Annotated in this window: 14 protein-coding genes; 7 read left to right on the forward strand and 7 right to left on the reverse strand. The window is 73.6% G+C overall.

Translation table 11 applies throughout. The features are described from left to right. Nucleotides 1–8: 8 nt before the first annotated feature. Genes AB0F89_RS16450 through AB0F89_RS16460 form a run of 3 tightly spaced genes read left to right on the forward strand, consistent with a single transcriptional unit; the run spans nucleotide 9 to nucleotide 2,641 of the window. The gene (locus AB0F89_RS16450) at nucleotides 9–1,301 is read left to right on the forward strand and encodes a Gfo/Idh/MocA family protein (protein ID WP_367137088.1); all 1,293 of its coding nucleotides are present in this window, start codon (nucleotides 9–11) and stop codon (nucleotides 1,299–1,301) included. Nucleotides 1,302–1,310: 9 nt separating this feature from the next. Then, entirely contained in the window at nucleotides 1,311–1,907 is a 597-nt protein-coding gene (locus AB0F89_RS16455; RefSeq protein ID WP_367137090.1) for an AAA family ATPase, read from the forward strand. After that, entirely contained in the window at nucleotides 1,904–2,641 is a 738-nt protein-coding gene (locus AB0F89_RS16460) for a hypothetical protein (RefSeq protein WP_367137092.1), read from the forward strand. Before AB0F89_RS16455 ends, AB0F89_RS16460 begins: the two co-directional genes overlap by 4 nt. On the opposite strand, the gene AB0F89_RS16465 is transcribed toward AB0F89_RS16460, so the two are convergent. From AB0F89_RS16465 to AB0F89_RS16485, 5 genes are all read right to left on the reverse strand, one after another. Next, on the reverse strand, nucleotides 2,638–3,231 hold the full coding sequence (locus AB0F89_RS16465) for a TetR/AcrR family transcriptional regulator (RefSeq protein ID WP_367137094.1): 594 nt from the start codon (nucleotides 3,229–3,231) through the stop codon (nucleotides 2,638–2,640). The genes AB0F89_RS16460 and AB0F89_RS16465 overlap by 4 nt on opposite strands. Further along, nucleotides 3,228–5,123, reverse strand: coding sequence for a YhgE/Pip family protein (locus AB0F89_RS16470; RefSeq protein WP_367137097.1), 1,896 nt, complete (start codon nucleotides 5,121–5,123; stop codon nucleotides 3,228–3,230). Before AB0F89_RS16470 ends, AB0F89_RS16465 begins: the two co-directional genes overlap by 4 nt. Next, nucleotides 5,120–5,758, reverse strand: coding sequence for a hypothetical protein (locus AB0F89_RS16475; RefSeq protein WP_367137099.1), 639 nt, complete (start codon nucleotides 5,756–5,758; stop codon nucleotides 5,120–5,122). The genes AB0F89_RS16470 and AB0F89_RS16475 overlap by 4 nt, the downstream gene beginning before the upstream one ends. 88 nt (nucleotides 5,759–5,846) lie before the next feature. Next, the gene (locus tag AB0F89_RS16480) at nucleotides 5,847–6,770 is read right to left on the reverse strand and encodes an N-acetyltransferase family protein (protein ID WP_367137101.1); all 924 of its coding nucleotides are present in this window, start codon (nucleotides 6,768–6,770) and stop codon (nucleotides 5,847–5,849) included. Between the two features lie 10 nt (nucleotides 6,771–6,780). Beyond that, entirely contained in the window at nucleotides 6,781–7,611 is an 831-nt protein-coding gene (locus AB0F89_RS16485) for a class I SAM-dependent methyltransferase (RefSeq protein WP_367137103.1), read from the reverse strand. Nucleotides 7,612–7,803: 192 nt separating this feature from the next. On the opposite strand from AB0F89_RS16485, the gene rpsA reads away from it, so the two are divergent. From rpsA to coaE, 3 genes are all read left to right on the forward strand, one after another. Further along, nucleotides 7,804–9,297: a 30S ribosomal protein S1 gene (rpsA, locus tag AB0F89_RS16490; RefSeq protein ID WP_306750136.1), complete on the forward strand. Its 1,494-nt coding sequence runs from the start codon at nucleotides 7,804–7,806 to the stop codon at nucleotides 9,295–9,297. 132 nt (nucleotides 9,298–9,429) lie between these two features. Continuing rightward, nucleotides 9,430–10,044: a hypothetical protein gene (locus AB0F89_RS16495; protein ID WP_367137105.1), complete on the forward strand. Its 615-nt coding sequence runs from the start codon at nucleotides 9,430–9,432 to the stop codon at nucleotides 10,042–10,044. A 28-nt stretch (nucleotides 10,045–10,072) separates the two neighbouring features. Next, nucleotides 10,073–11,248, forward strand: a complete 1,176-nt coding sequence (gene coaE / locus AB0F89_RS16500) for a dephospho-CoA kinase (RefSeq protein ID WP_367137107.1) — start codon at nucleotides 10,073–10,075, stop codon at nucleotides 11,246–11,248. Here coaE and AB0F89_RS16505 read toward each other — a convergent pair. Further along, nucleotides 11,224–11,742 (reverse strand): DUF402 domain-containing protein, encoded by a 519-nt coding sequence (locus tag AB0F89_RS16505; protein ID WP_367137109.1) that lies wholly within the window; start codon nucleotides 11,740–11,742, stop codon nucleotides 11,224–11,226. The genes coaE and AB0F89_RS16505 overlap by 25 nt on opposite strands. 160 nt (nucleotides 11,743–11,902) lie before the next feature. Further along, nucleotides 11,903–12,439, reverse strand: a complete 537-nt coding sequence (locus AB0F89_RS16510; RefSeq protein ID WP_367137111.1) for a DUF402 domain-containing protein — start codon at nucleotides 12,437–12,439, stop codon at nucleotides 11,903–11,905. An 81-nt stretch (nucleotides 12,440–12,520) separates the two neighbouring features. Between AB0F89_RS16510 and AB0F89_RS16515 the strand changes: the two genes are divergently transcribed. Next, on the forward strand, nucleotides 12,521–13,759 hold the full coding sequence (locus AB0F89_RS16515; protein WP_367137113.1) for a DUF5685 family protein: 1,239 nt from the start codon (nucleotides 12,521–12,523) through the stop codon (nucleotides 13,757–13,759). Nucleotides 13,760–13,806: the final 47 nt, after the last annotated feature.

Raw genomic sequence — 13,806 nt, forward strand, 5'->3', positions numbered from 1 at the left:
GGCGTGGGATGGCACGCAGGCGCTACGCGGTCGTCGGCACCGGCGCACGGGCCGAGTTGCACGTGGACGCGATCGTCCAGCACGCGGAGCACGGGGAGCTGGTCGCGTTCTGCGACGTGAACGCCACCCGCATGGCCGCGCACAACGAACGCCTGGCCCGACCCGTGCCGACCTACGCCGCCGGGGACTTCCTCCGGATGATCGAGGCCGAGCGGGTCGACGTGGTGGTGGTCTGCACGGTCGACCGCCACCACGACACCTACGTCGTGGAGGCCCTGGACGCGGGCTGCGACGTGGTCACCGAGAAGCCGATGACGATCGACCCGGCCGGCGCGGGCAAGGTCTTCGACGCGGTCGAGCGCACCGACGGCCGGGTCACCGTCACGTTCAACTACCGCTACAACCCGGTGCACGAGAAGGTCCGCGAGCTGCTGGCCGGCGGCGAGGTCGGCGAGATCGGCTCGGTGCACTTCGAGTGGCTGCTCGACGTCCGCCACGGCGCCGACTACTTCCGCCGCTGGCACCGGCTCAAGGCGAACTCCGGCGGGCTGCTGGTGCACAAGGCCACCCACCACTTCGACCTGCTCAACTGGTGGATCGGCTCCGTGCCCGAGGTCGTCTACGCGCACGGCAAGCTGTTCTTCTACGGCGATGAGAACGGCGAGCGGCACGGCAACCACCGGCCGTACGACCGGGTGCACGGCTCGCCGGAGGCCGCCGACGACCCGTTCGCGCTGCACGTGGAGCGCGACGACTGGCTGCGCCGGCTCTACCTCGACGCCGAGCACGAGGACGGCTACCGCCGCGACCGGAACCCCTTCGCGCCCGGGGTGTCCATTGAGGACGACATGTCCGTGCTCGTGCGCTACGCCAACGGGGCCGACCTCACCTACCACCTGACGGCGTACTCGCCGTGGGAGGGCTACCGGCTGATGGTCAACGGCAGCCGAGGCCGGCTGGAGCTGGAGGTCGTGGAGAACACGTGGGTCAGCGGGCAGCAACCCGCGGTGCACGGCAAGCAGGCCAACCCGGAGGAGGGGCACGCCCGGCTGACCGTGCAGTCGCTCTTCGAACGGGCGCGCGAGGTGCCGCTGGAGCACGGCGGCGACGGGCACGGCGGCGCGGACCGGCGGATGACCGAAGTGCTCTACGGCGAGCCCGGCCAGGCCGATCCGCTGGGCCGCCGGGCCACCCACCGGGACGGGGTGTTGTCGCTGCTCACCGGGTTCGCGGCGAACCGCAGCCTGGAGACCGGCGAGCCGGTCCGCGTGGCGGAGTTGTCGGACCCCGGTTGGCGGTAGCCTGGCGCGGTGCCGCTCCTGGGACCAGCCGACGAGTTGCCGCACCCGCCGCGCCGGGTGCTCGTGGCCGGCACGTCCGGCTCCGGGAAAACGACCCTGGCGCGTTCCGTCGCCGCCGTCCTGGGCCTGCCCCACGTCGAGGTCGACTCGCTCTACCACGGTCCACAGTGGACGAAGCGGTCGGAGTTCGAGGACGACGTGCGGCGGCTCGTCAAGGGCGAGGCGTGGGCCGCGGAGTGGCAGTACAGCCTGGTGCGACCGCTGCTGCTGGAGCACGCGGACACGCTGCTCTGGCTGGACCACCCGCGGGCGGTGGTGATGCGGCGGCTCACGGTGCGCACGGTGCGGCGCAGGCTCCGCCGCGAGGAGCTGTGGAACGGCAACGTCGAACCGCCCCTGCGCACGGTGTTCACCGATCCGGAACACCTGCTGCGGTGGGCGTGGAAGTCGCACACCCGCACCGGGCGCCGGGTCCGCGCGGTGCTCGACGGCGAGCACGCGGACCGGCTCGCGGTGGTGCGGCTGCGAGGACAGCGTCAGGTCGACCAATGGCGGTCCGGACCGCTGCGGCGGGCCGCGGAGCGCGGCGAGGAGTCGGTGCGATGAGCGAGCGGACGGCGTTGGTGCTGGGTGGCACCGGGATGCTGAAGGGCTGCGCGGACGAGCTGGTGGCGCGGGGGTGGCAGGTGGTGCTGCCCAGCCGGCGGCCGGACGGCGTGCTCGGCGGTGCGGCGAAGGCGTCCCTGCGCGGTCGCGGCCACGTGCCGCAGCAGGGCCGGCCGGTGGAGGGGCTGCGGATCGACGGCCGGTTGGTCGCGGGACGGCGCGCCGCGAGCCGGTCGGTCGACGCGGGCCGGCCGGGCGGCGGCGGTCAGGTGGGCGGCGGTCAGGTCGACGGCGGCGGGCCGGACGACGGCCGGCCGGTCGGGGGTCGGCGGATCGGGGTCGCGGCGGACTGGGCGCGGCCGGCCGAGCTGGCCGACCGGGTCCGCGCGGTGGTGGAGCGGCCCGCCGACCTGCTGGTCGCCTGGGTGCACGCGAGCTACTGGGACGCGGTGCTGGCGGCCGTCGCGCCCCTGCTCGCCCCGGGCGCCCCGGTCGTCGAGGTGCACGACAGCGGCGCGATCCGCCCGGTGCGCGGCGTGCCCGACCCGGCCCTGCCCGGTCACCCGACGCAGCAGGTGGTGCTCGGCTTCGTCCGGCACGGCGGCAGCACCCGCTGGCTCAGCCACGAGGAGACGTCGGTCGGCGTGCTCGAAGCCGTCCACCGCGCCCTGGACGGCAGACCGCCGTCGGTCCACCAGGTCGGCGAGGTCGACACCCGGGTGATGCGGCACTAGTCCGGCCGCAGCCCGTGCACCAGCGACAACACCGATTCGCGCACCTCGGTGAGGCTGCGCTCGGGTTGGAACACCTGCCAGTCCAGCGCGATCACCAGCACCGTGCCGAACAGCGCCGCGGACGCCGTGCCGACCTGCACGCCCCCGGGCAGCCGGTCGGCGTCCGCCAGCCGCTGCACCTGACCGCGCACGATCGACACGATGTCGTCGCGCAGCAGGCTCAGCGTGCCGTGCCACTGGCCCGGCGTGCGCCACAGCTCCGAGACCAGCAACTGGCCGAACGCCGGGTACTCGGCGAAGAACCCGAGCATCCCGTCCACCAGCGACGCCATCGCCGCGGCGGTGTCGTCCTCCTCCTCGGCCGCCCTCAGCCGGCCGGCCAGCAGGTCGACGCCGTGCCGCAGCAGCGCGTCGACCAGGGCGTCCTTGCTGGCGAAGTTGTAGTAGACGGTGCCCTTCGCCACGCCCGCCTCGGCGGCGATCTCGTCCACCGTCACGCTCGCCGCGCCCCGCTCGCCGACCAGCCGCAGCGCGGCGTCGAACAGCTTCTGCTTGGTCGCGGCGGTGCGGCCGGGCCGCGGGCCGGTCACAGCACGAGTTCGGGCTTGAGACGGCTGGGTGTCCACACCCGCTGCTTGTACGCGGCGAGCGTCGCCAAGGCAAGGCCGGCGACCAGGTAGCAGACCAGGATCAGGGCGTCCCGGCCGACGCCGCCCAGCTGCCCGCCGTACATGAGGTGCCGCAGGCCGTCCACGGCGTAGCCCATGGGCAGCCCGTAGTGCAGCGGGTACAGCGGCGCCGGGATGGTCTGCCACGGGAACGTGCCGCCCGCGCTGACCAGCTGCAGGATCAGCAGCACCAGGCCGATGAACTTGCCGACCGCGCCGAGCAGGGCGTTCAACGCGTGCAGCACGGCCACGAACGTCGCCGACACCAGCAGCAGGAACGCCAGCGCCGGCACCGGGTGCGACGGCCGGATGCCGACCACCAGCGTGACCGCCGCGTACATCACCACGACCTGCGCCGCGCCGAGCAGCACGCCGGGCAGCCAGCCGCCCAGCGCCACCCGCAGCGGCGCCTGCCCGGTCGCCAGCCCCCGCCTCGGCAACGGCTTGAGCAGCAGGAACAGCACGAACGCGCCGATCCAGGTGGCCAGCCCGAGGAAGAACGGCGCCAGGCCCGCGCCGTAGCTGCCCGCGGCCGTCTGGCTCACCCCGCGCACGGTCACCGGGTCGCCGATGGTCCGCGCGGTCGACTCGCGGGTCGGGTCGTCGGGGTTCGGGATCTGCGAGACGCCCTCGGCCAGGCCGTCGCGCAGCCGGTTCGCGCCGTCCACCAGCTGCGCCTCGCCGTCGCGCAGCCGCACCGCGCCGTCCCGCGCCTGCGCCGCGCCGGAGGACACCTGCGCCGCGCCGTCGTTCAGCCGGGTGACGGCGTCGGTCAGCGCGGGCGTGCTCGCGGCGAGCTGGGCCGCGCCGTCGGAGACCTGCTTCGCGCCGCCGGCCAACGCCCGCAGCTGCCCGGCCGCGCCCTGCACCTCGGCGTTGGCGTCGTCCACGGGCTTGCGCACGTCGCCGACCGCGACCAGCACCCGCTGCACGTCGGCCTCGGCCAGCCCCAGCGCGCGCAGCTTCGCCGCCAGCTCGCCGTCCGCCGCGTTCAGCCGGTCCACCAGGTCCTGCGCCTTGGCGGCGTCGTCCTCGGCGGTCGCGGCGACGGTCTCGTTGCCGTCGGCGACCTGCTTCGCCCCGGCCGCGAGCTGCTGCGACTTCACCGGCAGCTCGGCGGTCGAGTCGCGCAGCCGGGTCAGCCCGGACGACACCTGCGCCGCGCCGTCGGCCAGGGGCGCCAGGCCGTCGGCGAGCTGCTGAGTGCCGGTGTAGGCGTCCTGCTGCCCGGCGGCCAACCGCGTCGCGCCGTCGGCGGCCTCGGCGGTCTTCTGCCGGATGGTGGAGAAGCCGAGCAGCAGCTTGTCGGCGGCCTCCTCGCCGACCTTCACCGACACCGACCGGCGCACCTCGGCCACCACCTGGTTGGCGATCGTGGAGCCGAGGTAGTTGTTCGCGTCGTTCGTGGTCAGCACGATGACGCCCTGCTGGGGCGTGAAGTCGCCGGACGACAGCAGGGACCGGGAGAAGTCGGAGGGCAGGGTCAGCGCGAACGTGTACGCGCCGTCGCGCACGCCGTCCTCGGCCCGCGCGGCGTCCACCCGGCGCCAGTCGAACCTGCCGCCGTTCACCAGCTCGTCGGCGACGTCGCGGCCCGCGTCCAGGCGCGTGCCGTCGCTCGCGGTCGCGCCCTCGTCCTCCACGACCAGCGCGGCGGGCACCTGGTCGAGGTGCGAGTACGGGTCCTTGTTCGCGTACAGGTACAGCGCGGCGTACAGCAGCGGCACCAGCGCGAGCGCCAGCACGGCGAGCTTGGGCAGCTTGCCGGAGGTGATCCGGCGCAGCTCGTTGAACGCCATCCGGACGGCGGTCACTCGGACTCCTCGTGGACGTTGTCGGCCCCGATCCGCGCGACGGGCACGCCGAGCGCGCCCCCGGACAGGACGGCCGCGCTGGTCGTGGTGCACAGGGCGATGACGGAGCGGTCGGGCGCGACCTGGCCGCGGGCCAGCTCCCACCAGCCGGCCGGGTCGCCGTGGTAGCGGTCGGGGCTGTCCAGCACGAGGGCGGTCGCGCCGGGTCGGCCGGCGGCCAGCTCCAGCATCAGCGCGCACCGGGTGGCGGCCGGGACCTGCTCGAACCGGCGGTCCAGGTGCTCCTCGGCGCCGCGCTCGACCAGCCAGTCGGCCACCGCCCGGCGCCCGCTGCGGGCGCCGTTGACGGCCAGCTCCTCGCCGACGACGCCGGCCAGCGTGAGCGAGCCCTCCGGCTCGCTGACGTCGGGGGAGTCCACCAGGACGACGTGCTCGCGCAGCTCGGCGGCGGAGGGGGAGACCTCGCCGGTGCTCGGGCGCATCCGCCCGGACAGCACCAGGCCGAGCGCGGTGTGCCCGGCGCCGGGGTCACCGGCCACCAGCACCAGGCCACCCGGCTCGACCAGCAATGACGTCGGCTTCAGCAACGGGCCGTGCGGGCCGTTGACGCCGACTCGGCGAGCGTGGAGGCGCACCGCGCGGCCTCCTCATTTGAACTGACTGGTCAGTACAAATAGTGGCCCGGGCGAGGGCCGCTCGCAACTCGGGGCGGTGTGACGTCGGTCAGCGCAGCGCCCCGGCCGGGCGCACCTCCCACATCGTCCACAGTGGACGATAGCCCTGCCGGGGCCAGAACACCGAGGACAGCGGGTTCGGCGGGTTGTAGTAGAGGTAGGTGCCGACCGCGCCCAGTCGGTGCAGCTCGCGGTGCGCGTGCGCCATCAGCTGCCGGCCCACGCCCGTGCCCCGCGCGCCCGGCAGCACCGACACGCAGTTCACGTAGCCCCAGCGGCCGTGCGGCAGCCTGGTCGCCGTCCAGTTGCCCGGCTCCGAGGTGACCATCGCGCACTCGGCCAGCCCCACCGCGATGCCGTCCCGCTCGGCCAGCCACACCGGCCCGCCCGCGGTCAGCCGCTCGGCCAGCGTGCGCCGCTTCAGCGCCACCGCGTCCGGCCGGTGCACCGTCGAGCCGACCATGGACGAGTAGCGCAGCTCCGCCAGCGCCAGGGTCACCACCGCGTCCAGGTCCGCGGGCGTGGCCCGGCGGATCGTCGCGGCGCCGGCGACCGGCGGTGGAGCGGTCTGCCGCACGGCGATCACGGTCAGCGGCACCAGCCCGTGGTCCAGCAGCGCCCTGGTCGCCTCCGCGTCCCGGCTCGGCCAGGTCAGCACGCACGCCGAGTCGCGCTCGGCGGGTCCGAGCAGGTCCAGCCGCTTGCGCCACGCGCGCAGCAGCACGTCCATGCCCGCCGCGCCGGTGCCGCCCAGCAGCGGCGTCAGCTCCCACACCTCGGTGGCCGACCAGAGCCGCGCGGGCGAGCGCCGGTCGTGCACCTGGCGCTGGAGCACGCCCGCCACCCTGGCGCCGTCCGGCAGCGCCGCGGTGATGACGTCGCCGTCCGGCGGCGCGACCACCGGCGGCAGCAGCGGGTCGACGCCCGCGAAGCGCGCGCCCTGCGCCTCCACCAGCCCTTGACCGACGGCCATGCCGGGCAGGTTACGGCTTCCGCGCGCGGAAGATCGCGGTGCCCGGGAACAGCCGGCCGCGCAGCGGGCTCCACTGCCCCCACGTCCGGGTGTGCCCGGCGGGCCACTCCGGCTCCACCACGTCCACCAGCTCCAGGCCCGCGCCGACCAGCGCCCGCACGTGGTCACCGGTGGTCCGGTGGTGCTCCACGTAGGTCGCCCGGCCGGTGTCGTCCACCTCCACGTACGGCGTGCGGTCGAAGTACGACTGGGTGACGGTCAGCCCACCCGGTCCCGGGTCGTCCGGGAAGATCCACCGGATCGGGTGAGTCACCGAGAACACCCACGGCGCGCCGGGCCGCAGCACCCGGGCCACCTCCCGGTGCACCTCGCCGACGTCGGCCACGAACGGCAGCGCGCCGAACGCCGAGCAGGCCGCGTCGAAGCTCCCCGACGCGAACGGCAGCTGGTCGGCGCTGGCCTGCACCAGCGGCACCGCCACGCCGGTGGCCGCGTTCGCCGCCACCGCGTGCCGCAGCATCCCGGCCGAGATGTCGAACGCCACCGCGTGCGCGCCGCGCGACGCCAGCCACCGGGCGCACGGCGCGGAGCCGCAGCCGACCTCCAGCACCCGGCGCCCGCGCACGTCGCCGAGGTAGCCGGCCTCCTCCTCGCGGACGCCCTCGGGGCACCAGAGGAAGTCGGCCGCGCCCAGGAAGTCGCCGTGCTCGGCGTGGTAGTCGTCGGCGTCGGCGTCCCACCAGATCCGGTTGGCCGCCCGCGACTCGGCCGCGTCGACGCCCCGCTTGGCGATGCCGGTGGTGCCGAGCGCCAGTTCGGCGCTCGCGTGCTGGTCGGACACACTGCTCCATTCAAGGGTGCCGGTTTGCCCGGCGGGCTTCCGGCCGCGTACGATATCGCCCGCGTAGTGGGTTCGCGCTGTCCTCGATCGCCTGATCACCTGGTGAGTCGGTCTTCTCGGTGGGGCGTGCCCTCCACGCAGTGTTGAACCCGCAGGCCACCAACCCCAATCCGTACCGGAGCCACCTACCTAATGTCCACCGACACCACCACTGTCCCGGTTGCCGCTGCGCCGAAGCAGGTCGCCATCAACGATATCGGGACGGAGGAGGACTTCCTCGCTGCTATCGACAAGACGATCAAGTACTTCAACGACGGCGATATCGTCGAGGGCACGATCGTCAAGGTCGACCGGGACGAGGTCCTGCTCGACATCGGCTACAAGACCGAGGGCGTCATCCCCTCGCGCGAGTTGTCGATCAAGCACGACGTCGACCCGAACGAGGTCGTCAAGGTCGGTGACGAGGTCGAGGCTCTTGTCCTCCAGAAGGAGGACAAGGAAGGTCGGCTGATCCTCTCCAAGAAGCGCGCGCAGTACGAGCGCGCCTGGGGCACCATCGAGGCGCTCAAGGAGAAGGACGAGCCCGTCAAGGGCACGGTCATCGAGGTCGTCAAGGGCGGCCTGATCCTGGACATCGGCCTGCGCGGCTTCCTCCCCGCCTCCCTGGTCGAGATGCGCCGCGTGCGCGACCTCCAGCCGTACGTCGGCCGCGAGCTCGAAGCCAAGATCATCGAGCTGGACAAGAACCGCAACAACGTGGTCCTGTCCCGCCGCGCGTGGCTGGAGCAGACCCAGTCCGAGGTCCGCAGCGAGTTCCTCAACCAGCTGCAGAAGGGCCAGGTCCGCAAGGGCGTCGTGTCCTCCATCGTCAACTTCGGCGCCTTCGTGGACCTGGGTGGCGTGGACGGCCTGGTGCACGTCTCGGAGCTGTCCTGGAAGCACATCGACCACCCGTCCGAGGTCGTCGAGGTCGGCCAGGAGGTCACGGTCGAGGTCCTGGACGTCGACATGGAGCGCGAGCGCGTGTCGCTGTCGCTCAAGGCGACGCAGGAAGACCCGTGGCGCCAGTTCGCCCGCACCCACGCGATCGGCCAGATCGTGCCGGGCAAGGTCACCAAGCTCGTCCCGTTCGGCGCGTTCGTCCGGGTGGACGAGGGCATCGAGGGCCTGGTCCACATCTCCGAGCTGGCCGAGCGCCACGTGGAGATCCCGGAGCAGGTCGTCCAGGTCGGCGACGACGTCATGGTCAAGGTCATCGACATCGACCTGGACCGCCGGCGGATCTCGCTGTCGCTCAAGCAGGCCAACGAGGGCTTCACGGTCGACTCCGAGTTCGACCCGACCCAGTACGGCATGGCCGCCGAGTACGACGACCAGGGCAACTACATCTACCCCGAGGGCTTCGACCCGGAGACCCAGGAGTGGCAGGAAGGCTTCGACAAGCAGCGCGAGGAGTGGGAGCGGCAGTACGCCGAGGCCCACACGCGCTACGAGGCCCACATGAAGCAGGTCGCCAAGGCCGCCGCGGCCGAGGAAGAGGCTGCCGGCGAGACCAACTACTCGTCCGGTGGCGACGCCCCGGCCGCCGCGTCGTCCAGCACGGGCGCCCCGGCTCAGGCCGGTGGCACGCTGGCCAGCGACGAGCAGCTGGCCGCGCTGCGCGAGAAGCTGTCGGGCGGCGCCTGAGCAGCACCGGTCGGCGTCCCGCCGGCTGACTGAACGACGACGGTCGCCCCTCGCCCACTTCGGGCGGGGGGCGATTGTTGTTCACCCGATGGAGGTACGACGTCATTGCCGTGCGCTAAGTTGGGAAACCACATGAGCGTGCGGATGATGGTGTTGGCGACGGCAGCGGTGCTCGCGTGCGCGGGGTGCGCCGCGGTGCAGCCGCAACCCGTGCGGCAGCCGCCGATCCCGACGATCGTGGCGCCCACGACGATCAGCCGCACGCCGCAGATGGTGGACCGGCCGCTGCCGGACGACTGCGAGATCGTCGTCCCGGTGGAGGTGCTGAACCAGCGCCTCGGCCGGGAGCTGCCGGGTGAGCTGAAGACCATCATCGGCATCCCCGAGCCCTCCCTCGGGCGCACCGGCAAGATCGACTGCTACTACGGCGTGCCGGAGAAGCAGCAGCTCGGCGCCGCGCCGGTGGTCGTCGGCCTGGCCACCTACGCCGACGAGGCCACCGCCGCCGGCCGGGTCGCCGAGAGCGTGGCCCTGGAGCGCCAGGACGGCGCGAACGTCATGGAGGTCGACGTCGGCAAGCGCAAGGGCTCCCTGATCATGAGCAAGGACGAGCGGCTGGTCATCGGCTCGCTCGGCAAGACGACGTACGTGGCTCGCGCCAAGCTGGACGTGCTGCCGGACGACGCCGTCGGCGCCTTCCTCGCCGCCGTCGCGCAGCAGTCGATGACGCCCGTCGAGGGGGCCTGAAGATCCTCCGCGTGGCAGGCTGGTCGCCATGTTGCGCGTGGGGCTCTCCGGGGGAATCGGTTCGGGCAAGTCGACGGTGGCGGGCAGGCTCGCCGAGCACGGCGCGGTGGTGATCGACGCCGACCGGCTGGCCCGCGAGGTGGTCGAACCCGGCACCGACGGCCTGCGGGAGCTGGTCGAGGCGTTCGGCGCGGACGTCGTGACCGCCGACGGGGCGCTGGACCGGCCGGCCCTGGCGGCGCGGGTGTTCGGCGACGAGCGGGCGCTGGCCACGTTGAACGGCATCACGCACCCGAAGATCGCCGCCCGCACGGGCGAGCTGATCGCCGCCGCGCCCGCGGACGCGATCATCGTGCACGACGTCCCGTTGCTGGTGGAGAACGGCATGGCGCCGCTGTACCACCTGGTGGTGATCGTGCACGCGGACCTCGACCAGCGCCTGACCAGGCTGCGCGGCCGGGGCATGGCCGAAGAGGACGCGCGCCGCCGCATCGCCGCGCAGGCCGACGACGAGCGCCGCCGGGCCGTGGCGGACGTGTGGCTGGACAACTCCGGCACCCCCGACCTGGTGTCGGCGCAGGTCGACGCGCTGTGGGCGGACCGGCTGGTGCGCTACGAGTCGAACGTCCGGCTGGGCCGCCACGCCTCCGGCTCCCCGGTCGTGGTGCCGTACGACGGGACGTGGCCCGCGCAGGCCGAGCGGGTCGCGGCCCGCGTCCGCCTGGCCGCCGGTGGCCGCCGGGTCGAGCACATCGGCTCCACGTCCGTCCCCGGCCTGGCCGCGAAGGACGTGCTGGACCTGCAGCTGGCGGTGAAGTCGCTGGACGAGGCCGCCGAGCTGGAGGGCGCGCTGGCGCAGGCGGGCTTCCCGAGCCTGGGGATCGGCGAGGACACCGTGAGGCACGAGGGTGGCGCGCCGGAGGACTGGCTCAAGCGGCTGCACGCGGGCGCGGACCCGGGGCGGCGGGTCCACCTGCACGTGCGGGTCGAGGGCGGTCCGGGCTGGACCTGGGCGATGCGGTTCCGCGACTGGCTGCGCGCCGACGCGGTGGCGCGGGACGAGTACGCGGCGGTGAAGCTGGAGCTGTCGGAGCGGCACCGGTCCGACGCGGACGGGTTCGCGTACGGCGAGGCGAAGGAGCCGTGGATGATCGCGGCGACCGCGCGGATGGACGACTTCTACAGGGACGGCCACACGTCGTAGATGCCCCGGTGGGTCAGCCACGAGCCGAGGTCGTGCCGGTGCAGGCTGACCTCTTCCAGGGTGCGGTGCACGGTCCGCAGAGCCTGGTCCGCGTCGCCGGGTCCGAGGACGCGCCCGGCGACGGCGGCGGCGAACTCCTCGCACCGCACGATCCGCGCGGTCGTGCCGCCGGGCACGGCCAGGCCGAGGAGCAGGTCGGTGGTGCGCCACGCGCGGCCGTCGCGCTGCACGCGGACCGCGCTGAGGACGCTGGGCCCGCTGCGCGCGTGCCGGGAGCGGGGCCGGTGGTGGGTGAGCCGGAGACCGAGGTCCGGCATCAACCAGGTGACCTCCGAATCGGAGAACGGGTCCTCCGGCGTCGGGCACTCCAGCCGCAGCCCCCAGCGCTCGACCCGACACGTCGACAGGCGCCTCGACATGCCGCTGGAGTAGCTGCGAACTGCGCTGATGGTGTCGACCACGTCGACCAGCTGAGGTGTGATGACCGCTCCCACGCGACCCGAGGTTAGCCGCAGATGTGGTGTTGGTAACTATGAGGTTTGATTCGTTATATCACGGTCTGTGTGGTACCCGGTCACTATCGGGTGACGTGACTCGGATGGTGGTTGACCAGGCGGTGTCACTTTCTGTATGACCGCTGATGTCGGTTGGTGATCATCGACGCCAGGTGGTGACCGTCCCCTGGGCCGCCAGCCACCGCACGGCGTCGTGCCCGTGCGCCGCGATGCCCGCCACCGCCCGGTAGGTCGTCTCCAGCGCCCACTGCGCCCGCTCCGCCTGGATCAGGCCCCGGTCGAGGGCGGTCAGCAGCTCGTCGGTGTCCAGCACGGTCACGCTGCGGCCCGTGCGCACGAGCAGGTCCAGGTAGAGGTCGACGGTCTTCCACACCGACCCGCTGGAGCTGATCTCCACCACGTCGACGTACAGGTCGTAGTCGCGCTCGTGGCCCGGGTGCCACGACTGCCGGGTCACCCGCAGCCCGTGCGCGGGCAGCAGCCAGGACTCGAAGTGCGAGAGGTGGGGGTGCCCCGGCACCGGCCGGAACATGTAGAGGCCGTGCCGGGTCAGCCGGTACTCCTCGACCCCGCGCAGGTGGCCCTTGGGATCGGTGTTGCTCTTCGCGTCGACGTCGAAGTACTCGATCTTCGGCGGGTGGATGTGCGTGCGGGTCCCGGTTGTGCTCGGCGTCACGGGGCCGACCTTAGGCATCGACATCGGGGGAAGTCCCCTTTCTGTCACCCATAAGGGGGATGATCGCTTACTCTTCCCGCCATGTTCGGCATCATCCGCCCCTGTCGCAACCGCCTGGGCCCCGAGCTGCGCGAGTCGTGGCTGGCCCACCTGTGCGGGCTGTGCCTGGCCCTGCGCGACGACCACGGCCAGCTCGCCCGGGTCGTCACCAACTACGACGGGCTGGTCATCTCGGCCCTGGTCGAAGCCCAGGCGGGCCGCTCGCGGCGGTCCGCGGGACCGTGCGCCCTGCGGGGCATGCAGTCGGCGGACGTCGCGGTGGGCACGGGCGCGCGGCTGGCCGCCTCGGTGTCGCTGGTGCTGGCCTCGGCGAAGGTCGGCGACCACGTGTCCGACGGTGACGGAGTGTTCGCCCGCGCGCCGATGCGCGGCGTCGGCAGGCAGGTGGCGCGGCGGTGGGCGGCGCAGGCGGCCGAGACCGGCCTCGACCTCGGGTTCGACACGGCGGTGCTGGTGGACGCCGTGCGGCGGCAGTCGGCGGTCGAGGGAGCGGCGGGCGCCGGCTCGTCCGTGCTGACCGTGACCGAGCCGACCGAGACGGCGGCGGGCGAGGCCGTGGCGCAGACCGCGGTGCTGGCCGGGCGGCCGGGCAACGCGGCGCCGCTGCGCGAGGTCGGGCGGCTGTTCGGGCGGCTGGCGCACCTGCTGGACGCGGTGGAGGACCTGGCCGCCGACCGGGCGTCCGGCGCGTGGAACCCGCTGGTCGCGACCGGCACGGACCTGGTCGAGGCGCGGCGGCTGTGCGACGACGCGGCGCTGGGCATCGAGCTGGCGCTGCGGGAGGCGGAGTTCGCCGACGACCGGCTGGTGCACGTGCTGCTCGTGCACGAGGTGCGCGAGTCGATCGGGCGGGCGTTCGGCGAGCCCCACCTGCACCACCCGCCGCACGGCCACGGCGGCCGGGACTTCGCGCCGCCGTTCGGCGCGCCGCCGCGGTCCTACTCGCCGCCGCCGGGCCACGTGCCGCCCGGCGCGACCGGTCCGGTCGGCCCGCCGCCACCGCCGACCGGCGGCAAGGGGCGCAAGCGCGGTGGTGAGCCCGGCCCCGGCAGCGGCCTGTGGTTCTGGCCGAAGCTCGTGCAGCCGCCGCGCGGCCGGGGCGTCCTGCTGGGGTGCCTGGCCGCGTTCTACGAGTGCGGCACGTGCCAGTTCTGCTGCCGCGACCCCCACCCGGGCCCGTGGAGCGGCAAGTGGCGCGAGGCGTGGTGCAACTGCGACTGCCCGAGCTGCGACTGCAACTGCGACTGCTGCGGCTGCTGACCCCGCGCCCCGGCCCACGTCCTCGGCCCCGCACCCCTGGTCCGCGT

This window comes from Saccharothrix sp. HUAS TT1 (genome assembly GCF_040744945.1).
GTDB lineage: Bacteria > Actinomycetota > Actinomycetes > Mycobacteriales > Pseudonocardiaceae > Actinosynnema.

What these genes read in the sequence shown, in the direction of transcription:
- AB0F89_RS16450 (WP_367137088.1), top strand. Translation starts at nt 9, where the DNA reads ATGGCACGCAGGCGCTACGCGGTCGTCGGCACCGGCGCACGGGCCGAG.
- AB0F89_RS16460 (WP_367137092.1), top strand. Translation starts at nt 1,904, where the DNA reads ATGAGCGAGCGGACGGCGTTGGTGCTGGGTGGCACCGGGATGCTGAAG.
- AB0F89_RS16480 (WP_367137101.1), bottom strand. Translation starts at nt 6,770, where the DNA reads ATGGCCGTCGGTCAAGGGCTGGTGGAGGCGCAGGGCGCGCGCTTCGCG.
- rpsA (WP_306750136.1), top strand. Translation starts at nt 7,804, where the DNA reads ATGTCCACCGACACCACCACTGTCCCGGTTGCCGCTGCGCCGAAGCAG.
- AB0F89_RS16495 (WP_367137105.1), top strand. Translation starts at nt 9,430, where the DNA reads ATGAGCGTGCGGATGATGGTGTTGGCGACGGCAGCGGTGCTCGCGTGC.
- coaE (WP_367137107.1), top strand. Translation starts at nt 10,073, where the DNA reads ATGTTGCGCGTGGGGCTCTCCGGGGGAATCGGTTCGGGCAAGTCGACG.
- AB0F89_RS16515 (WP_367137113.1), top strand. Translation starts at nt 12,521, where the DNA reads ATGTTCGGCATCATCCGCCCCTGTCGCAACCGCCTGGGCCCCGAGCTG.